The following is a 19,816-nucleotide window of genomic DNA, read 5'->3' on the forward strand; positions in this document are numbered from 1 at the left end:
TTAGCAGCTTACCGTTGTTTTATTAGAATTTTCCGAAATTCGTCTGGCGTAACTCGCAAAGTTGAACAATAGTAATTTTTATCCCATGCTTAGTTAACACGCTGATAAACAAGAGGACGGAATATGAACAAGAACGTAGCAGGAATTTTAAGCGCAGCGGCGGTACTGACTATGCTGGCAGGGTGTACAGCTTACGATCGCACTAAAGATCAGTTCACACAGCCAGTGGTAAAAGACGTCAAAAAAGGCATGACGCGTTCCCAGGTTGCAGCCATTGCCGGTAAACCTTCTTCAGAAGTCACTATGATCCACGCGCGTGGTACCTGCCAGACCTATATTCTGGGTCAACGTGATGGTAAGGCAGAGACCTATTTTGTCGCCCTGGATGATACGGGTCACGTGATCAATTCTGGTTACCAGACCTGTGCCGAATACGACACCGACCCACAGGCACCTAAGGCACAGTAAGCCTGCTTGCCTGAGAGCGTTAACAAACCGGCCGGAAGGCCGGTTTTTTTATGCATACGTGAATCTTATTTCTTGGCGCGAATTATTTGCCTGAAATGTGAAGGTAGTCAACAAGCCAGGTCAATGAGAGACAATTTCAGTCTATCCAGAATTATCCCCTCCCTGTACCATTGCGTATACTCACTTCAACGACAAACAATGTTCAGCACACTGCCCGTCAGCCAGGATAGCGAGTCGAGTGATAGCGAGACGGCGGGTAGCCAAACAAGAGGGAAGTTATCATGGAAAAGAAACATATCTATCTGTTTTGCTCTGCGGGCATGTCCACTTCGCTGCTGGTTTCCAAAATGCGCGCGCAGGCCGAAAAATATGAAGTCCCTGTGGTGATTGAGGCGTTTCCGGAAACGCTGGCGGGCGAGAAGGGTCAGACAGCCGACGTTATTTTACTCGGGCCACAAATCGCTTATATGCTGCCAGAAATTCAGCGTCTGCTACCCAATAAGCCGGTCGAAGTGATCGATTCCGTTTTATACGGCAAGATTGATGGTTTAGGTGTATTAAAAGCTGCCGTTGCGGCGATTAAAAAAGCTGCTAATTAATTTTTTATTTTTCCCGTCAAAGAGTTATTTCACACACAATACGCCGTAACGGTCGTTGCGGCATTTAAGGGTATTTTCCTATGAGTAAAGTCATCGCTTCACTTGAAAAGGTACTCCTTCCTTTTGCTGTTAAAATAGGAAAGCAGCCTCACGTTAATGCCATTAAGAACGGCTTTATTAAATTAATGCCGTTGACATTAGCCGGGGCAATGTTCGTTTTAATTAACAACGTTTTTCTGAGCTTTGGAGAAGGTTCCTTTTTTTATTCATTAGGAATTAGGTTAGATGCTTCAACTATTGAAACCCTTAATGGTTTAAAAGCCATTGGCGGCAACGTATACAACGGTACGTTGGGTATTATGTCGCTAATGGCGCCTTTCTTTATCGGAATGGCGCTGGCGGAAGAGCGTAAAGTGGATCCGCTGGCGGCAGGCTTACTGTCCATTGCCGCGTTCATGACCGTCACACCGTACAGCGTGGGTGACGCTTACGCCGTTGGCGCCAACTGGCTGGGTGGGGCAAACATCATTTCCGGTATTATTATCGGACTGGTGGTGGCCGAAATGTTCACCTTCATTATTCGCCGTAACTGGGTTATCCGCTTGCCGGATAGCGTTCCGGCCTCCGTTTCTCGTTCATTTTCCGCGTTGATTCCGGGCTTCATTATTCTCTCCATCATGGGGATTATTGCCTGGGCGCTCTCTCACTGGGGCACAAACTTCCACCAGATCATTATGGACTCTATCTCAACGCCGCTGGCGTCGATGGGTAGCGTGGTCGGTTGGGCGTATGTCATCTTTACCTCCCTGCTGTGGTTCTTTGGCGTGCATGGTTCACTGGCACTGGCGGCGCTGGACAGCGGTATTATGACCCCATGGGCACTGGAAAACGTCGCGCTTTACCAGCAGTACGGCTCCGTCGATGCGGCGCTGGCGGCCGGTAAAACCTTCCATGTGTGGGCGAAGCCGATGCTTGACTCCTATATCTTCTTGGGCGGTACCGGGGCGACGTTGGGTCTGATCATCGCGGTCTTTATTGTCTCTCGCCGCGCCGACCATCGTCAGGTTGCGAAGCTGGCCCTGCCGTCAGGCATCTTCCAGATTAACGAGCCGATCCTGTTTGGTCTGCCAATTATCATGAACCCGGTGATGTTCATTCCCTTCATCCTGGTTCAGCCGCTGCTGGCCGCGATTACGCTGACGGCGTACTACCTGGGCATTATCCCGCCGGTGACCAACATTGCGCCGTGGACGATGCCGGCTGGTCTGGGCGCGTTCTTCAACACCAACGGTAGCGTGGCGGCCTTCCTGCTGGCGATATTCAACCTCGGGATTGCAACCCTGCTCTACATGCCGTTCGTGGCGATTGCGAACAAGGCCGCAACGGTTATCGATGAAGAAGAGAGCGAAGAGGATATCGCCCTCGCACTGAAATTCTAAAATTGCACGGCGCGGGGCAACTCGCGCCAGCGGAAAGGAGCTTAAAGATGTTAGATTTAGAGAGTATCGTTGCCGAAGAAACCGCAGAGAACGATCTGGAAGAGGTGGTGATGGGCCTCATCATCAACTCCGGGCAGGCACGCAGCCTGGCGTATGCGGCGCTTAAGCAGGCTAAGCAGGGCGACTTCGTTGCCGCGAAAACCATGATGGAGCAGTCCCGTACAGCGTTAAACGAAGCGCATCTGGTGCAGACGAAGCTCATCGAAAGCGACCAGGGCGAAGGGAAGATGAAAGTGAGTCTGGTGCTGGTACATGCGCAGGATCATCTGATGACCTCCATGCTGGCACGCGAGCTGGTCGCGGAGCTCATCGAGCTTCACGAGAAGATGCAATAAGTCAGTTGAAGTAGCAGGAGGTCAGCACGATGGAAATCAAAACCGCACATGAGCAACAGCTGTTTAATGGCAAAAATTTTCACGTGGTGATTTACAACAAAACGGAGAGCGCCAGCGGTCTGCACCAGCATGACTACTACGAGTTCACGATTGTTCTGACCGGCCGCTACTATCAGGAGATCAACGGTAAGCGCGTCCTGCTTGAGCGTGGCGATTTCGTCTTCCTGCCAATGGGATCTTATCACCAGAGCTTTTATGAGTTTGGTGCGACACGCATTCTGAACGTAGGGGTGAGCAGGCGTTTCTTCGAGAAGCACTATCTGCCGCTGGTGCCGTTCTGCTTTGTGGCGTCACAGGTGTATCGCGTTAAAAATGAGTTTATGACCTGGATTGAAACGGTTATCGCCTCGCTGAATTTCCGCGACAATGAATTTGATGAATTTATTGAAACCGTGACGTTCTACGTCATGAATCGCCTCCGCCATCACCGTGAAGAACAGCAGGTGGTGGATGATATTCCTCAGTGGCTGCGCAGTACCGTGGAGCTGATGCACGATAAAGGACAGTTCAGCGATAACGCCCTGGAGAATATGGTGGCGCTGTCGGGTAAATCGCAGGAATATTTGACGCGCGCCACGCAGCGTTATTACCGTAAAACGCCTGTGCAAATCATTAATGAAATCCGCATTAACTTTGCCAAAAAACAGCTGGAAATTACTAACTACTCTGTCACCGATATCGCTTACGAATCGGGTTACAGCAGCCCCAGCCTGTTTATTAAAACCTTTAAAAAATTGACTTCATTCACACCGAACAGTTACCGCAAAAATTTAACGGTAATTAATTAACTTTCGGCGGTTTATCCGCCAGGAACAGTGACGTAATGGCTTGCCCAAATAGCGGGAAGAGTACGCTATACCTTGCAGGCGATTAACCTGATACGCTAAGGGAGATATTATGCAACAGAAATTAAAAGTCGTAACCATTGGTGGCGGCAGCAGCTATACCCCGGAATTACTTGAAGGTTTCCTGAAACGGTATCATGAATTACCGGTCAGCGAATTATGGCTGGTGGATGTTGAAGAAGGTCAGGAGAAGCTGAATATTATTTTTGAACTGTGCAAACGCATGGTTGAAAAAGCGGGCGTGCCCTTAACCGTGCATAAAACGTTGGATCGCCGCCTGGCACTGAAAGATGCTGACTTCGTGACCACGCAGCTGCGCGTCGGCCAGCTGAAGGCGCGTGAGCTGGACGAGCGCATTCCGCTGAGCCACGGTTATCTGGGCCAGGAAACCAACGGGGCAGGTGGCCTGTTTAAAGGCCTGCGTACTATTCCGGTCATTTTTGACATCATTAAAGACGTGGAGGAGATCTGCCCGAACGCCTGGGTGATCAACTTTACCAACCCGGCCGGGATGGTCACCGAGGCAGTCTATCGCCACACCGGTTTCAAACGCTTTATCGGCGTCTGCAATATTCCGATTGGCATGAAGATGTTCATCCGCGATGTACTGGAACTGACCGATAACGATGATCTGTCCATTGATCTGTTCGGCCTGAATCACATGGTCTTTATCAAAGATGTGATAGTGAACGGGCAATCGCGCTTTGCGGAACTGCTCGACGGCGTCGCCTCTGGTCGCCTGACCGCGGCCTCGGTGAAAAACATTTTCGATCTGCCGTTCAGCGAAGGGCTGATCCGCTCCCTGAATCTGCTGCCGTGCTCGTATCTGCTCTACTACTTCAAGCAGAAAGAGATGCTGGCCATTGAAATGGGCGAATACTACAAAGGTGGCGCACGCGCTCAGGTTGTACAGAAAGTAGAGAAGCAGCTTTTTGATTTGTATAAAGATCCGAACCTGAACGTCAAACCGAAAGAGCTGGAGCAGCGCGGCGGGGCATACTATTCGGATGCCGCGTGTGAAGTGATTAACGCCATTTACAATGACAAGCAGGCCGAGCACTATGTAAACGTTCCCCATCACGGGCACATCGACAATATCCCGGCAGACTGGGCCGTTGAGATGACCTGCATTCTTGGGCGCGAGGGTGCAAAACCACATCCCCGCATTACCCACTTCGACGATAAGGTGATGGGCCTGATTCACACCATCAAAGGCTTTGAAGTGGCGGCGAGCAATGCGGCCCTGAGCGGCGAACTGAATGACGTGCTGCTGGCGCTGAACCTCAGCCCGCTGGTGCATTCTGACCGTGACGCTGAAAAACTCGCGAGTGAGATGATCCTGGCGCATGAAAAATGGCTGCCAAACTTTGCTGCAACGGTTGAGAAACTGAAACTCACACACCGTTAAGAGGAGGCGCGATGGAAAACCTGCTGATCGTCAATGCCGATGATTTTGGCCTGTCAAAAGGGCAGAACTACGGCATTATTGAAGCCTGTCGCCGGGGCGTCGTGACCTCTACAACAGCGCTCATCAACGGTGAGGCGGTGGAACATGCGGCGCAGTTAAGCCGTGAGCTGCCCGAGCTGGGCGTGGGCATGCACTTTGTGCTGACGCTTGGGTTGCCCCTTTCGCCAATGCCGGGCCTGACGCGCGACGGCCAGCTGGGGAAATGGATTTGGGAAATGGCGGAGCAGGACGCTCTGCCGCTCGATGAGATTGCCCGCGAGCTGGATTGCCAGTTTAACCGCTTTGTGGATGTGTTTGGCCGCGAGCCTACCCATATTGACAGCCATCATCATGTGCATATGATCCCGGCGATTTTCCCGCTTGTGGCAGAGTTTGCGCAACGTAAAGGCGTGGCGATGCGCGTGGATCGTGAGGTGCGCGGGTTGCCGGACGTCGCGGTGACGTCAACGGAGGGGTTCAGCAGCGCATTTTATGGCGACGAGATCGACGAAGCGCTGTTCCTGAAGGTGCTGGATGACTCCGCCGCAAAAGGGGAGCGCTCGCTTGAGGTAATGGCGCACCCGGCGTTTGTCGATAACATCGTACGTAAGAGCGCCTACTGCTGGCCGCGTCTGGCAGAACTGGATGTGCTGACGTCGGCGTCGTTAAAGTACGCGATTGCCGAGCGTGGGTATCGTCTGGGGACGTTCAGGGATCTTTGAGTTAAAGCCCGGTGGCGGCTTCGCCTTACCGGGCCTACAAAAGCAATCGAAATGTAGGCCGGGTAAGCGCAGCGCCACCCGGCTTTTTTTTACGCCGGTATCTGGTCAATCTTACTGCTGCGCGACCACACGCGGTGCGCGGCAAGCAGGTCAAACAACCGGGTCATAAACGCATCGTCAATGTTATCACCTTCGACAATGCCTTCTTCCCCTTGATCCGGTACCTTCAGCAGAGATTTAAACTTCCGCGCATCGCCTGCCAGGGCGATTGGCTTCAGGTGCTTATAGGCTTCCAGCAGATAATAGGCGGCATCACCGTTACCGAGCAGGCTCTCAACGTCACCGCACGGCATAATCACCGCGTCAACCGTCAGCGACGGTGCCCCGGCGAAGGTCGCGGCAATTGGCAGGACAGAGCCATCGTCGGCTGTCACTTCACCCATGCGGGAGTAAAGCAGTTTGGCATGTACGCCCTGGGTTTTGAGCGCCTTCATGATCCCCAGCACGTCGCTGGCGCGCGGTTTATCATTCAGCAGGATAGCCACTACGCGGCCTTTAATTGACCCGCCAGGTACCGCGTACAGGCTCAGGGACGGATCCTTCTTCAGCCCGTTCACGTCTTTTGGCGGTGCGGCATGGCATTGCTCGTCAGTCAGCGTGATGCCGAGATTATTCGCCACGCCCTGAGCAAGCTGGATATCAATATGCGCCAGATGGTCGACCACGCGCTCGCGAATGTAGGTACGCACCACTTTGCTCAGCTCAAAGCTGAAACCGCCGATAATGTGCTGCTGTTCAATCGGGGTCTGGCTGTTCCAGAACAGGCGAGGCTGAGCGTAATATTCGCCGAATGACGGGCTGCGCTCGCGAATTTTTGTTCCGTCCACGCGCTCCTGATACGACTCAAATCCGCCACGTTTTGGCCCCGGCGGGGTTTCACGCGGCCAGTTATCGTTAATGGAGTTTGGCTCGTAGTTCGCCGGGTTGGTATCGATATCCTGGCGATGCATCCCGTCACGCTGGAAGTTATGGTACGGGCAGGTCGGACGGTTGATAGGAATTTCGTGGAAGTTCGGTCCACCGAGACGGCTGATCTGCGTATCGGTGTAAGAGAACAGACGGCCCTGTAGCAGCGGATCGTTGGTGAAATCCAGCCCCGGCACAATATGGCCCGGGTGGAACGCAGCCTGCTCATTCTCCGCGAAGAAGTTATCCGGGTTGCGGTTAAGCACCATTTTGCCCACCAGCTGAACCGGCACCAGCTCTTCAGGAATAAGCTTGGTCGGGTCGAGCAGGTCGAAGTCGAATTTGAACTCGTCCTCTTCCGGGATCAGCTGTAATCCCAGCTCGTATTCCGGGAAATCACCGGCTTCAATGGATTCCCACAGTTCGCGACGGTGGAAGTCCGGATCGCGCCCGGTCAGCTTCTGTGCTTCATCCCACACCAGGGATGCTTTCCCCGCGACCGGTTTCCAGTGGAAACGCACAAACGTCGCTTTACCTTCAGCGTTAATCAGACGGAAGGTATGAATACCAAACCCTTCCATGGTGCGATAGCTGCGTGGGATCCCCCGGTCAGACATCGCCCACATCACGTTGTGAAGGGTTTCCGGTTGCAGGGAGACGTAGTCCCAGAAGGTGTCATGCGCACTTTGTCCCTGCGGTATGGCCCAGTGTGGCTCTGGTTTTACCGCATGGACAAAGTCAGGGAACTTATGCGCATCCTGAATGAAGAAAACCGGGGTGTTATTCCCGACGAGGTCGAAAATGCCCTCTTCGGTATAGAATTTGGTGGCGAAGCCGCGGATATCACGCACCGTATCGGCCGAACCCGCGCCGCCCTGTACTGTAGAGAAGCGCACAAATACCGGTGTGATTTTGTTCGGATCGGAAAGGAAATCCGCCTTCGTGATCGCCTTCAGGCTCTTGTACGGCTGGAAATAGCCGTGCGCCGCGGAGCCGCGAGCGTGAACGATACGCTCAGGAATACGCTCATGGTCGAAATGGGTGATTTTTTCCCGCAGGATGAAATCTTCCAGCAGCGTCGGGCCGCGCGTTCCGGCGCGCAGGGAGTTCTGGTCATCGGCGATACGCACGCCCTGATTGGTGGTCAGCGCATAGCCTTCACCCCCTTTGCGGTGTGGGTCGAGAGATTTTAACTTCTCGTTATCCGCATCGGGCGACTTCACGCTTCCCGGTGCAGTAGGTTGCTCGCCCGGCGCGGACAGGCCCGGCGACGGTTTATGAGAGCCATCCGCAGGGGCGAGTGAGTCCATTCCCGGTTGAGATTCTTCGGTGCCATGAATAGGGGCTTGATGTGGTTTATCATTGTTCGACATTGCACGATTCTCCTTTGTTCGTTCCTGAAAACCCTATTAAGGATAGAACAATGTGATGAATTAGCAGGCGAACTAAGCGTTTTCAGATAAGTGATTAGCGAAAGGAGCCATCTGCCTCACGTCAGGCGCGACGGGCGGGGGGAGAATCGGCTATGATAGAAATTTCCTGCTTTAAGAATTTGCTTTAGTGAACCCGTCGCTTATGAAACCTCTTCGTCAACAAAACCGCCAGGTTATTAGCTATGTGCCCCGCGTTGAACCCGCGCCGCCTGACCATGCCCTGAAAGTGGATGGTTTTCGCGATGTCTGGATGTTACGGGGTAAATACGTTGCCTTCGTGCTGATTGGCGAGCACTTCCGTCGCTCCCCTGCGTTTACGGTGCCGGAATCGGCGCAGCGATGGGCTGTGCAGACCCGCCAGGATGAAGAGGTTGAAGAATAACAGCCATAAAAAAACCGCCCGCAGGCGGTTTTTTTATTTCAGCCGTGATTAACGATGGGCCAGTTCCGCATCTTCTTCACTGTCGAGAATCGTTTTGTCGGTCTGCTTCAGCCACTGGCTGGTCAGGGTACCGGCGGTCATTGAGCCACTCACGTTCAGGGCGGTACGCCCCATATCGATCAGCGGTTCAACAGAGATCAGCAGGGCAACCAGCGTCACCGGCAGTCCCAGCGCAGGCAGAACGATCAGCGCAGCGAAGGTCGCGCCGCCGCCCACGCCCGCAACACCGGCGGAGCTAATAGTCACGATACCCACGAGCGTCGCAATCCAGACCGGATCCAGCGGGTTAATCCCCACGGTTGGGGCAACCATCACGGCCAGCATCGCCGGGTAGAGACCCGCACAACCGTTCTGCCCGATGGTGGCGCCAAAGGAGGCCGAGAAGCTGGCGATAGACTCCGGTACGCCCAGACGACGGTTCTGTGCTTCCACGTTCAGCGGGATAGATGCCGCGCTGGACCGGCTGGTGAAGGCGAAGGTCAGCACCGGCCAGACTTTGCGGAAATATTTCAGCGGGCTAACGCCGTTCACGCCCAGCAGGATACCGTGCACCACAAACATAATGCCCAGCCCCAGATAAGAGGCGATCACAAAGCTGCCAAGCTTGATGATGTCTTGCAGGTTAGAGCCTGCCACGACTTTGGTCATCAGCGCCAGGACACCGTACGGCGTCAGCTGCATGACCAGACGCACCAGCTTCATCACCCAGCTTTGCAGGGTATCGATGGCTGTCAGAACGCGCTCGCCTTTCGGCGCATCGTCCTTCAGCAGCTTGAGCGCAGCCACGCCCAGGAATGCCGCGAAGATCACCACGCTGATAATGGAGGTTGGGCTTGCACCGGTCAGGTCAGCGAACGGGTTCTTCGGAATGAAGGAGAGCACCATCTGCGGAACGGTCAGATCGGCCACTTTACCCACGTAGTTGGTCTCAATCGCCGTCAGACGCGCGGTTTCAGCGCTACCCTGCACCAGACCTTCAGCAGTCAGGCCAAACAGATTGGTTACCAGCACACCCACCAGCGCCGCAATCAGCGTGGTGAAGAGCAGGGTACCAATGGTCAGGAAACTGATTTTACCCAGTTGAGAGGCATTATGCAGGCGGGCTACGGCGCTCAGAATAGAGGCGAATACCAGCGGCATAACGATCATTTGCAGCAGCTGTACATAGCCGTTACCGACAATGTTGAACCACTGAATAGAATCTTTCAGTACCGGGCTATCGGAGCCGTAAATGGCGTGTAAGGCCAGGCCAAACACCACGCCCATGACCAGACCGACCAGTACCTTTTTCGCCAGGCTCCACTGTTTGTGGCGAGCCTGGGCGAGAAGCAATAGCAATACGACGAACACAACAATGTTCGCGATGAGTGGAAAATTCATCCCCGTTCTCCTGATTTATTATACGGTCGGTTTTTACCGAACCTGTTGGCGCAAGGTTATCAGAAGTGTGATGTCGCGCTTATATCCATATGGAATGGTTTATGACAAAAGTGATTATATTGTCGGTTTAATGTTCAATCTGGTGATTAATAAAACGATTGAACTGAAATTGTAGCGAGTTGATCATTTGCGATGACCAGCGCACTGCACCATTTTCGGGCAATGTCTGCGGCATCCACACGGCATACGCAAACAGCGCCATACACAGAACGCGCTCCAGCTGGTTGCCTTTTTGCGGCACGAGGATTGGCAGACGGAAACGCCAGCGGCAGGGCCAGAGCAGCGGTACGCCCGCTGGCGTCAGCATATCGGCGAGGATATGGCTTAAGTAGCCGAGCACCATGCCCTGAATGGCATCCGCCGGGACGATCCAGCTCTCCGGAACCTTCAAATAGAAGAGTATAAGCAGGCCGAATACGGCCAGCAGGCTGTGGGTAAACCCGCGATGACCAAAGGCTCTGGCGATGGGTTTTGAAATCCACTTCAGCCGCTGGCCAAGGAATGACTTTGGATGATCTATGTCCGGCAGCAGGCAGGTCAGCACGGCGGAAGGGACAATATGCCACCAGTCCCCCTGTGCCAGCACAGGGGTCAGTTCAGCGTTTTTGGCAAACACTGCACAGGCAAGTGAAAAAAGCAGGTGGCCTTCCGCCGTCATGATAAAACCCGGTAAACTGTCGATTCATACAGTATAGGGTTTTTATACAGTGTGTGAAAGAGGTGACGGTGTAACTCTTTGTCACAAACGCGCGGTTAGCGCGCCAGCCAGCCACCGTCTACGGCGAGGGTATGGCCGTTAACGTAATCAGAGGCCGACGAGGCCAGGAACACCACCGGACCCTGTAAATCCTCCGGCAGACCCCAGCGACCCGCCGGAATACGGTCGAGGATCGCCTGGCTGCGCTGCTCATCATCGCGAAGCTGCCGGGTGTTATTGGTCGCCATATAACCCGGCGCAATAGCATTCACATTAATGCCCAGCGTTGCCCATTCGTTCGCCAGCAGGCGGGTGAGGCCCAGCACGCCGCTTTTGGACGCCGTATAGGAGGGCACCCGGATGCCGCCCTGGAAGGAGAGCATGGAGGCAATGTTAATAATTTTGCCGCCCTGACCCTGCGCGATAAACTGTTTCGCCACTGCCTGAGAGAGGAAAAAGACCGATTTCAGATTGAGATCGATGACCTCGTCCCAGTCCTTCTCGCTAAATTCCAGCGCATCGGCACGGCGGATGGTGCCGGCATTGTTAACCAGAATATCGATGCGGCCCATCTCAGCGACTGCGGTATCCACCACGCTCTGAATACTCTCCTGCTTGCCAAGATCGGCGCGAATCGCGATAAAGCGTCGTCCCAGCGCCGTAACGCGCGCTGCCGTTTCGTCAGGAACCTTGCGGTTAACCCCCACGATATCGCATCCTGCCTGGGCGAGGGCAATGGCCATGCCTTGCCCCAGACCGGTATCGCACCCGGTCACCATCGCCACTTTTCCTGCCAGAGTAAAAGCATCCAGTATCATACGCGCCTCAGAAGTCAGGTTATTGTCATTCTGCACGTAAGAATAGGAGTCTGGAATGAGAAAAGCAAATAAACTAAAACGATGTTTTGATTTGACGAGGCAGGCAGCCGAAGCTGCCTGAGAGGGCGTTACTCCCCGCGCAGATGGCGGGCAGTCAATTCTTCAAGAGACGTCAGCCTGACATCCGCGAGGGCAAAACGGGGGTCGTGTCGGCCTTCTTCAGCCGGCACAACGATGGAGCGCATACGTGCGGCTTTGGACGCCACCATGCCGTTAACCGAATCTTCCAGCGCCACACAGGTAAGCGGATCCAGCCCCAGTTTCGCGGCGCAGTCCATATACACCTGCGGATGTGGCTTGCTGTAAGGAAGCTTTTCGGCCGAGGCCAGCGCGTCGAAGCTGTCGCGCAGCCCGAACATCGTCAGCACTTTTTCCAGCATATGCAGCGGTGAGGCGGAGGCCAGCCCCACTTTCAGCCCTTGCGCCTTGCACAGGGCGATAGCGTCGCGTACGCCCGGTAACAGAGGCTTATACTCTTCTACGAGAGAAATGGCGCGGTTGATAATGCGCGCCGTAACTTCGTCGCGATCCGGGCCAACCCATGGCTGGTGGGCATACCAGAGGTCAACCACCATATCGATGCGCAGCCCCAGGGTATCGGGAAGCTCGTTACGACGACTGATATCGACGCCGAGGCCGGCCATCACGTCCAGTTCAGCCCGATCCCACAGGGGTTCGGAATCAATCAGCAATCCATCCATGTCAAAAATAGCGGCAAGTATCTGGCGCGGGGTCGACATTACAACATCTCCTTATCTTGGGGGTAAGACGAACGGTGCTAAGCACAAGCAATTTAGCATATTGCATTCAAAGAGCGGGCGAAAATGACCGACAGCAGGTAGACTTAGGCACAAATAACGCGTCTTTATGAAGAGGAACTAATGACGTATCAACAAGCTGGACGCATCGCGGTCTTAAAACGTATTGCTGGTTGGGTTATTTTCATTCCCGCCCTGATTTCAACGCTGATCTCCGTACTCAAATTTATGTACGATCACAGCGAAAAACAGCCGGGCATCAATGCCGTCATGCTTGATTTTGCGCACGTCATGATTGAGATGATGCGGTTTAACACCCCGTTCCTGAACGTCTTCTGGTTCAACTCGCCCACGCCGGATTTTCACCACCAGCTGAATGTCGGTTTCTGGATAATCTATGCGTTGATATTTATCGCGATGGCGTTGCAGGCCTCCGGCGCGCGCATGAGTCGCCAGACCCGCTTTTTGCGCGAAGGGGTGGAAGACCAGCTGATCCTTGAGAAGGCGAAAGGCCCTGACGGGATGAGCCGCGAGCAGATCGAATCGCGCATTGTCGTTCCGCGTCATACCATTTTTGTGCAGTTTTTCCCGCTCTACATCCTGCCGGTCATTATCATTGTGGCCGGGTATTTCTTCTTTACGCTGCTTGGCTTCCTGTAAATCCTAAGGGAAGGGGCGTGAAGCCGCCCCCTCCCGCTATGCCGCCAGAATGCGGTCCAGCGCCCGCTGGGCATTCACCAGATGACTCCCGCCAAACAAAATAGCCCGGTTTATCAAGGTGTACAGCTGATAAACCGGCTGACGATCAAGGAAACCCGCAGGTAACGGCGAGACAGACTGATAGCCATCATAAATTTGCGGCGGCTGTTCAGGGTGCAACGGCAGCATTGCGAGGTCACATTCTCTGTCGCCCCAGTAGCAGGCCGGGTCAAATATATAGGGACCATCAGGCCCAAGTGCACAGTTGTTTGACCATAAATCTCCGTGCAGAAGGGAAGCCTGAGGCTGATGCGAAGCCAGACGCTGCTGAATGTGTTCAACAATCGCGTCGATGTTGCCGAACGCTAATCCCTTTTCAGCGGCCAGCTCCAGCTGCCAGCCGATGCGCTGCTCGGCGAAAAAGGTCGACCAACGGCGCTGCCATGCGTTTGGCTGTGGGGTAGTGGAGAGGTCGTTATCAAAATCGAGCCCGAACTGAGGTTGATCGCTCCACTGGTGCAAACGGGCGATCTGTTGCCCGAGAATAAAGGCGTTGTGCGCATCCAGAGGGCGCGCGGGAAGATAGTTCATCACCAGAAAGCTATAGTCACGATCGCTGCCGACGGCTAATACCTGCGGAACGGTGACTGTTTTACTGCGCGATAACAGCTCAAGCTGATCGGCTTCGGCAGTAAAAATGGGGAGCAATTCACGCTCATCACATTTAACGAAAAGATCGCGCCCGGCGTAACGTAAATGCCATGCGGCATGGATCTCTCCGCCTGGCAGTTCGTTACGCAGTTCAATTTCACCTTCACCCAGCTGCTCACTTAAAAGATGACTGATAGCCTGCCACATGATGTCTCTCCCATGTTGTCTGCCAGATCATAAAGTTAGCGCAAAACGGCTATAAAAAAACAGGAACTAACGCACAACTGAGCGGTTTAATTTTGTACAGGGCACTTATTGTTCTTTTTTATGCCAGTTTTCCCAGCTATCCACATCAATTTCCGTGGCTTTGTCAGTCACGCTTTCCACCAGGCTACTGGCCAGCGCCTTCACCTCTTCCTGACTCAGCGGGCTTATCAGGCCAAATGCCAGTGAGCCGAGATCGTGGATATTGCCCTCATCGTCCGTCAGCGTGAGCAGAAAATTGGCGCGCGTGAACGCGTTGTTGAGTTCATTCAGTTCGGTCAGCGACGCCTCATGAATATTCACGGTTACGACGTAGCGGGTGATATCACCACTGCTCATAATTCACCTCGTTGTTATCCTGAAAGTTTTCTTAGCATAGTCGATATGCCCTGTTTAGCGACTTCCCCCTCCATGGGAAGGGGAAGCAGGTTCAGCTTCTCGCCAGGTAATCGACAATTTTCTGGGTATCCGCAAGCGAACACAGACGCGTTCCCTGGTTTATGGTGGCTGCACTCCCTGCCGCGACGCCATAGCGTGCCATCTCCAGAAGCGAAGCGCCCTGCGCTAGCTTCAGCACCATCGCGCCAACCATACTGTCACCGGCACCCACGGTGCTCTGGCTTTTCATCGGCGGTGGCACAACCTGTACAAAGCCCGTCTTGTCGACGGCCAGCGCACCCTGAGGACCGAGAGAGACCACAACGCGATGCGCTTTGCCCGTACGTACCAGCTCTTCTGCGGCAGTACGAACGTCATCAGGCTGGCTGAGTTCTCGATTAACCAGGGCACTGAGCTCTTTCTGGTTAGGTTTAACGAGTTCAAGTTGTCCGGGTTCTAACGCCGCCTTCAGGGCTTCGCCCGAGCTATCGACAATGCAGCGGATGCCGCGCTGGAGCGCCGCCTGAACCAGCGCCGTCAGTTTTCCTGTTTTGACGCCCGGCGGCAGGCTACCGCTGATCACCAGTAATGAGCCGCTTTCAATGGTCAGCACTTTCTCTTCCAGTTGACGAAACTCATCATCGCTCAATTTCGCCCCCGGCATCACAAAACGATATTGCTCGCCGCTGGATTCAACATGGACATGCAGGTTCTGCCGGGTCCAGTCTTTAGCATCGACGGTGTCTACGGCCACCTGTTCATCTGCCAGCAACGCAACCAGATGTTCTCCCGTGGCGCCGCCAGCGGGGAAGATGGCGGTGGCTTTTCCGCCGAGATGGGTAATAGCGCGCGCCACGTTGATGCCGCCGCCGCCCGGCTCAAACACCGGCGCGCTACAGCGCAGCTTACCTTCCGGGTAGATTTGCGGCGTCATGGTCGCGGAGTCGAGGGAAGGGGAGAGTGTCAGCGTATAAATCGAAGCCATCATGACCTCCTTTTATCATGGGTTCTTTTAAGTCTGGCACCGTTTGGCAGGAAGGCAACGTAAATAACAGTATGATTTTAAATATGAATGCTGACAAATAACCTGCGCCGGGCATATAAAATAAAACGCGTTTTGGGATCGTTCTTATTCAAAAAATGAAAGAAGAAAATATTGCTATGTTATTTGCGGCTTTTTATAATTTGTTACCTTTCTATGGTCGCCTTGTCATTGATCCGCAAGAAAGTTTCCGAGACCGTGACGGTCTCTTTTTATGTTGTACGGACTCCTTAAATAAAATGAAGCTTTTGAAGACAGTACCCGCAGCACTGATGCTGGCGGGTGGCGTATTTGCGTCACTGAATGCAACCGCCGATGATACCGTTTTTACTGTCATGGACGATCCCTCCACTGCCAAAAAACCCTTTGAAGGTAACGTGAATGCCGGGTATCTGGCGCAATCCGGTAATACGAAAAGCTCCTCCCTGACCGCAGACAGCACCCTGACCTGGTACGGCAACACCACGGCCTGGTCGCTGTGGGGAAATGCCAGCAACACCTCTGCTAACGATCAACGCTCATCGGAGAAATACGCGGTAGGCGGACGTAGCCGATACAACATGACCGATTATGACTACCTGTTCGGGCAGGCGAGTTGGCTGACTGACCGCTACAACGGCTATCGCCAGCGTGATGTCGTGACTGCGGGTTATGGTCGTCAGTTCCTCAATGGGCCGGTGCACAGCCTGCGTTTTGAATTCGGTCCGGGTGTCCGTTACGACGAGTACACCAACGGCGAAGATGAAACCCAGCCGCTGGGTTATGCATCGGGCACCTATGCATGGCAGATGACGGACAACGCAAAATTCACCCAGGGTGTGTCGGTGTTTGGTGCTGAAGATACAACGCTGAACTCAGAAAGTGCGTTGAACGTGGCCATCAACGAACACTTTGGACTCAAGGTGGCGTACAACGTAACCTGGAACTCATCACCACCTGATTCTGCACCGGAACATACCGATCGCCGAACCACGATTTCTTTAGGTTATAAAATGTAATATCGTCGGGCCGGGATTATTCTCGGCCCGTTTTTTATTTTCTGAAACTGTGCTTATTTATATTAAACGGCGTTTTAAAATAATGGGTCTGGTTTCATCTTCATAATTTCTCCATAATTAGCCGGCAGGGCTTATTCAGTTTATTTGACACGAATTGATAAATAATTTGACTAGGCAAGAATGTGATCCAGATCTACACTTACGACACAGGCGAAAAACTCGCCTCAGGCATATCGCATTAAATAAGTATGAGAATAAAATTATGAAAAAAATCAAAACCGCTACAGCAGCGATGGTGCTGTCCGCACTTTCATTTGGCGTATTTGCTGCTGATAATATGACGCAACCTGCCAGTGACGTTAACAGCCCAATCGGGATCGCTAAAGCCTCGGATGTAGAAGCAGGCTCCAACATTGCCCCTGGCTCTCAGTCTACCGGCCAGTCAATGAATGATGCATTTGATGTACACAAGCTGGTGGCGGGTGAGTGGTCCTGATATTTCAACTGCCACGTGTGACGGAATATATACGCTGTCACAGCCTGTCGAAAACCGGATTATGACGTACCGGTTTTGGGCCATAAATTATCGTAAAGATAGTTAAGATTTATTCAGTAAATTCACGGCACGTTTTCGCTGACAAAATATTAGCCCCAGATCATTGCGGCCCAGCGCAGCAGCAACATCGCGCCGCAAATAGCAATTAACACCACGACCATTTTCCAGTGCTTCACGGCAAATCTTTTTGTTGGCATAACCTAATCCTTGTCAGTTGATACCCTTAGTCTACCAAAATCTGCGCCAGAAAGCGCTCAACCCTGGACAACAGGTTATGCCGGAACACCGGTTCGGCTTAAAACCAATGGAATCTGTCAGCCAGAATCAATACCAGGCAAGCAGCGGAAAGTAGATTCAATATCACAACGGTTCTGCTGGATACATTCATGTGATACCCCTTCGATGTTTAAGGACCAAGTCAAGAATAGCTCAGCACTTTCGGATTGCGAGCCTCCGTCAGCAAAAGTTCATGAACGCAGACAAAAGGATGAACGGTTCAAACGGTCGCAGAAGGTGCATTCGCCCTTTCAATAGTGTTACCATTACCCTGCTTGCCGTAAATTCGCATTTATCTGAATCGGCAGGTGCATGATGACGAACCAATTTGACGATTGTTGGTCAGATGGTTTCGTAATCTACTGTTTAATCACGATTATTTTCTTTGTATATGCTCTTATGTGTGGGGCATCACTGCAAATAAGGATATAAAATGCCTGTAATTACTCTTCCTGATGGCAGCCAACGCCATTTCGACCATGCTGTTAGCCCAATGGATGTTGCCCTGGATATCGGTCCTGGACTCGCAAAAGCAACCATCGCAGGTCGCGTAAACGGCGAGCTGGTAGACGCGTCCGATCTGATTGAAAGCGATGCAACGCTTGCGATCATCACCGCGAAAGACGAAGAAGGTCTGGAGATCATTCGTCACTCCTGTGCGCACCTGTTAGGCCATGCTATCAAGCAGCTGTGGCCAAACACCAAAATGGCAATCGGCCCGGTTATCGACAACGGTTTCTACTACGACGTTGACCTTGACCACACCCTGACTCAGGAAGATATCGACGCGCTCGAGAAACGAATGCACGAGCTCGCCGAAACCAACTATGACGTCATTAAGAAGAAAGTCAGCTGGCACGAAGCGCGTGAAACCTTCGTGAAGCGCGGCGAGAGCTACAAAGTCTCGATTCTTGATGAAAACATCGCTCATGATGACAAGCCTGGCTTGTACCATCACCAGGAATACGTCGACATGTGCCGTGGACCGCACGTGCCGAACATGCGCTTCTGTCATCACTTCAAACTGATGAAAATCGCAGGCGCTTACTGGCGTGGCGACAGCAACAACAAAATGTTGCAGCGTATTTATGGTACCGCGTGGGCCGATAAGAAGGCCCTGAACGCGTACCTGCAACGCCTGGAAGAGGCGGCTAAGCGTGACCACCGTAAAATCGGTAAGCAGCTTGACCTGTATCATATGCAGGAAGAAGCGCCGGGGATGGTGTTCTGGCATAACGACGGCTGGACTATCTTCCGTGAACTGGAAACGTTCGTGCGCTCCAAGCTGAAAGAGTACCAGTATCAGGAAGTGAAAGGCCCGTTCATGATGGACCGTGTGCTGTGGGAAAAGACCGGCCACTGGGACAACTACAAAGATGCAATGTTCACCACTTCGTCTGAGAACCGAGAATACTGCATCAAGCCAATGAACTGTCCGGGCCACGTTCAGATCTTCAACCAGGGTCTGAAATCCTACCGCGATCTGCCGCTGCGTATGGCGGAGTTCGGTAGCTGCCACCGTAACGAGCCATCAGGTGCGCTGCACGGTCTGATGCGTGTTCGTGGCTTTACTCAGGATGATGCGCATATCTTCTGTACTGAAGATCAGGTCCGTGAAGAAGTTAACGCCTGTATTCGTATGGTCTACGATATGTACAGCACCTTTGGCTTCGAGAAGATCGTGGTCAAACTCTCAACGCGTCCGGAAAAACGTATCGGCAGCGATGAGACATGGGATCGCGCAGAGGCGGATCTTGCCGTAGCGCTGGAAGAGAACGGTATTCCGTTCGAATACCAGCTGGGCGAGGGCGCATTCTACGGTCCGAAAATTGAATTTACCCTGTATGACTGCCTCGATCGCGCATGGCAGTGCGGAACGGTACAGCTGGACTTCTCCCTGCCGCAGCGTTTAAGCGCCTCTTATGTTGGCGAAGACAACGAGCGTCAGGTGCCGGTTATGATTCACCGTGCGATTCTCGGTTCACTGGAGCGCTTCATCGGCATCCTGACCGAAGAGTTCGCGGGCTTCTTCCCAACCTGGCTTGCGCCAGTGCAGGTAGTGGTGATGAACATTACCGATTCTCAGGCGGATTACGTTAAAGAATTGACGCAGAAACTACAAAATGCGGGCATTCGCGTAAAAGCAGACTTGAGAAATGAGAAGATTGGCTTTAAAATCCGCGAGCACACTTTACGTCGTGTCCCGTATATGTTGGTCTGTGGTGATAAAGAGGTGGAAGCAGGCAAAGTTGCCGTTCGCACCCGCCGTGGTAAAGACCTGGGGAGCCTGGACGTAAGTGAAGTGATTGAGAAGCTGCAACAAGAGATTCGCAGCCGCAGTCTTCAACAACTGGAGGAATAAG

The 19,816-nt window shown here is 53.1% G+C and carries 22 protein-coding genes; 12 read left to right on the forward strand and 10 right to left on the reverse strand.

Annotated features, from left to right (window positions below):
- Positions 1-123 precede the first annotated feature (123 nt).
- The 7 genes from osmE to chbG all read left to right on the forward strand — a co-directional run bounded on the left by osmE (position 124) and on the right by chbG (position 5,975).
- Positions 124-468: an osmotically-inducible lipoprotein OsmE gene (gene osmE, locus FZF21_RS08890; RefSeq protein WP_003857836.1), complete on the forward strand. Its 345-nt coding sequence runs from the start codon at positions 124-126 to the stop codon at positions 466-468.
- Between the two features lie 281 nt (positions 469-749).
- Positions 750-1,067: a PTS N,N'-diacetylchitobiose transporter subunit IIB gene (chbB, locus tag FZF21_RS08895; RefSeq protein WP_015570750.1), complete on the forward strand. Its 318-nt coding sequence runs from the start codon at positions 750-752 to the stop codon at positions 1,065-1,067.
- An 80-nt stretch (positions 1,068-1,147) separates the two neighbouring features.
- Positions 1,148-2,506: a PTS N,N'-diacetylchitobiose transporter subunit IIC gene (gene chbC, locus FZF21_RS08900; protein WP_017384664.1), complete on the forward strand. Its 1,359-nt coding sequence runs from the start codon at positions 1,148-1,150 to the stop codon at positions 2,504-2,506.
- 47 nt (positions 2,507-2,553) lie between these two features.
- A complete protein-coding gene (gene chbA / locus FZF21_RS08905) occupies positions 2,554-2,901 on the forward strand; it encodes a PTS N,N'-diacetylchitobiose transporter subunit IIA (RefSeq protein WP_003857835.1) in 348 nt (115 codons plus the stop codon).
- 29 nt (positions 2,902-2,930) lie between these two features.
- Complete coding sequence (gene chbR, locus FZF21_RS08910) at positions 2,931-3,749, forward strand: transcriptional regulator ChbR (RefSeq protein WP_017384663.1); 819 nt, start codon at positions 2,931-2,933, stop codon at positions 3,747-3,749.
- Between the two features lie 109 nt (positions 3,750-3,858).
- Positions 3,859-5,214, forward strand: coding sequence for a 6-phospho-beta-glucosidase (locus FZF21_RS08915; RefSeq protein ID WP_017693596.1), 1,356 nt, complete (start codon positions 3,859-3,861; stop codon positions 5,212-5,214).
- Positions 5,215-5,225: 11 nt separating this feature from the next.
- The gene (gene chbG, locus FZF21_RS08920) at positions 5,226-5,975 is read left to right on the forward strand and encodes a chitin disaccharide deacetylase (RefSeq protein WP_045334058.1); all 750 of its coding nucleotides are present in this window, start codon (positions 5,226-5,228) and stop codon (positions 5,973-5,975) included.
- An 89-nt stretch (positions 5,976-6,064) separates the two neighbouring features.
- Here chbG and katE read toward each other — a convergent pair whose 3' ends face one another.
- Complete coding sequence (gene katE / locus FZF21_RS08925) at positions 6,065-8,314, reverse strand: catalase HPII (RefSeq protein WP_017384660.1); 2,250 nt, start codon at positions 8,312-8,314, stop codon at positions 6,065-6,067.
- 202 nt (positions 8,315-8,516) lie between these two features.
- Between katE and cedA the strand changes: the two genes are divergently transcribed.
- On the forward strand, positions 8,517-8,756 hold the full coding sequence (cedA, locus tag FZF21_RS08930; RefSeq protein ID WP_015570744.1) for a cell division activator CedA: 240 nt from the start codon (positions 8,517-8,519) through the stop codon (positions 8,754-8,756).
- Between the two features lie 48 nt (positions 8,757-8,804).
- Here the strand turns inward: cedA and tcyP are convergent, their stop codons facing one another.
- From tcyP to hxpB, 4 genes are all read right to left on the reverse strand, one after another.
- Entirely contained in the window at positions 8,805-10,196 is a 1,392-nt protein-coding gene (gene tcyP / locus FZF21_RS08935) for a cystine/sulfocysteine:cation symporter (RefSeq protein ID WP_045329684.1), read from the reverse strand.
- Between the two features lie 127 nt (positions 10,197-10,323).
- Positions 10,324-10,914: a metal-dependent hydrolase gene (locus FZF21_RS08940; protein WP_045329686.1), complete on the reverse strand. Its 591-nt coding sequence runs from the start codon at positions 10,912-10,914 to the stop codon at positions 10,324-10,326.
- Between the two features lie 95 nt (positions 10,915-11,009).
- Positions 11,010-11,771 carry a 2-dehydro-3-deoxy-D-gluconate 5-dehydrogenase KduD gene (gene kduD / locus FZF21_RS08945; RefSeq protein ID WP_017384658.1) on the reverse strand — a complete coding sequence of 254 codons (762 nt, stop codon included), beginning with the start codon at positions 11,769-11,771 and terminating at the stop codon, positions 11,010-11,012.
- Positions 11,772-11,899: 128 nt separating this feature from the next.
- Positions 11,900-12,571 (reverse strand): hexitol phosphatase HxpB, encoded by a 672-nt coding sequence (hxpB, locus tag FZF21_RS08950; protein WP_045329688.1) that lies wholly within the window; start codon positions 12,569-12,571, stop codon positions 11,900-11,902.
- A 141-nt stretch (positions 12,572-12,712) separates the two neighbouring features.
- Here hxpB and FZF21_RS08955 point away from each other — a divergent pair, with 141 nt between their 5' ends.
- Complete coding sequence (locus FZF21_RS08955; protein WP_015570741.1) at positions 12,713-13,249, forward strand: YniB family protein; 537 nt, start codon at positions 12,713-12,715, stop codon at positions 13,247-13,249.
- A 36-nt stretch (positions 13,250-13,285) separates the two neighbouring features.
- On the opposite strand, the gene FZF21_RS08960 is transcribed toward FZF21_RS08955, so the two are convergent.
- The 3 genes from FZF21_RS08960 to pfkB all read right to left on the reverse strand — a co-directional run bounded on the left by FZF21_RS08960 (position 13,286) and on the right by pfkB (position 15,566).
- Entirely contained in the window at positions 13,286-14,146 is an 861-nt protein-coding gene (locus FZF21_RS08960; RefSeq protein ID WP_015570740.1) for a fructosamine kinase family protein, read from the reverse strand.
- 105 nt (positions 14,147-14,251) lie between these two features.
- Positions 14,252-14,542, reverse strand: a complete 291-nt coding sequence (gene ghoS, locus FZF21_RS08965) for a type V toxin-antitoxin system endoribonuclease antitoxin GhoS (protein WP_003857822.1) — start codon at positions 14,540-14,542, stop codon at positions 14,252-14,254.
- Between the two features lie 91 nt (positions 14,543-14,633).
- Entirely contained in the window at positions 14,634-15,566 is a 933-nt protein-coding gene (pfkB, locus tag FZF21_RS08970) for a 6-phosphofructokinase II (protein WP_047737655.1), read from the reverse strand.
- Positions 15,567-15,862: 296 nt separating this feature from the next.
- Between pfkB and FZF21_RS08975 the strand changes: the two genes are divergently transcribed.
- Both FZF21_RS08975 and FZF21_RS08980 read left to right on the forward strand, forming a co-directional pair.
- On the forward strand, positions 15,863-16,621 hold the full coding sequence (locus FZF21_RS08975; protein ID WP_026080717.1) for a YdiY family protein: 759 nt from the start codon (positions 15,863-15,865) through the stop codon (positions 16,619-16,621).
- A gap of 262 nt (positions 16,622-16,883) precedes the next feature.
- Positions 16,884-17,117: a hypothetical protein gene (locus tag FZF21_RS08980; RefSeq protein WP_015570736.1), complete on the forward strand. Its 234-nt coding sequence runs from the start codon at positions 16,884-16,886 to the stop codon at positions 17,115-17,117.
- A gap of 149 nt (positions 17,118-17,266) precedes the next feature.
- Here the strand turns inward: FZF21_RS08980 and yniD are convergent, their stop codons facing one another.
- Positions 17,267-17,374 (reverse strand): small membrane protein YniD, encoded by a 108-nt coding sequence (gene yniD / locus FZF21_RS08985; RefSeq protein ID WP_003857815.1) that lies wholly within the window; start codon positions 17,372-17,374, stop codon positions 17,267-17,269.
- Between the two features lie 98 nt (positions 17,375-17,472).
- Positions 17,473-17,565: a stress response membrane protein YncL gene (yncL, locus tag FZF21_RS08990; RefSeq protein ID WP_071842885.1), complete on the reverse strand. Its 93-nt coding sequence runs from the start codon at positions 17,563-17,565 to the stop codon at positions 17,473-17,475.
- Positions 17,566-17,886: 321 nt separating this feature from the next.
- Here yncL and thrS point away from each other — a divergent pair, with 321 nt between their 5' ends.
- On the forward strand, positions 17,887-19,815 hold the full coding sequence (thrS, locus tag FZF21_RS08995) for a threonine--tRNA ligase (RefSeq protein ID WP_003857814.1): 1,929 nt from the start codon (positions 17,887-17,889) through the stop codon (positions 19,813-19,815).
- The last annotated feature ends 1 nt before the right edge of the window (position 19,816 follow it).

Source organism: Enterobacter sp. LU1 (assembly GCF_008271405.2).
In the GTDB taxonomy this organism is placed as follows: domain Bacteria; phylum Pseudomonadota; class Gammaproteobacteria; order Enterobacterales; family Enterobacteriaceae; genus Enterobacter; species Enterobacter hormaechei_C.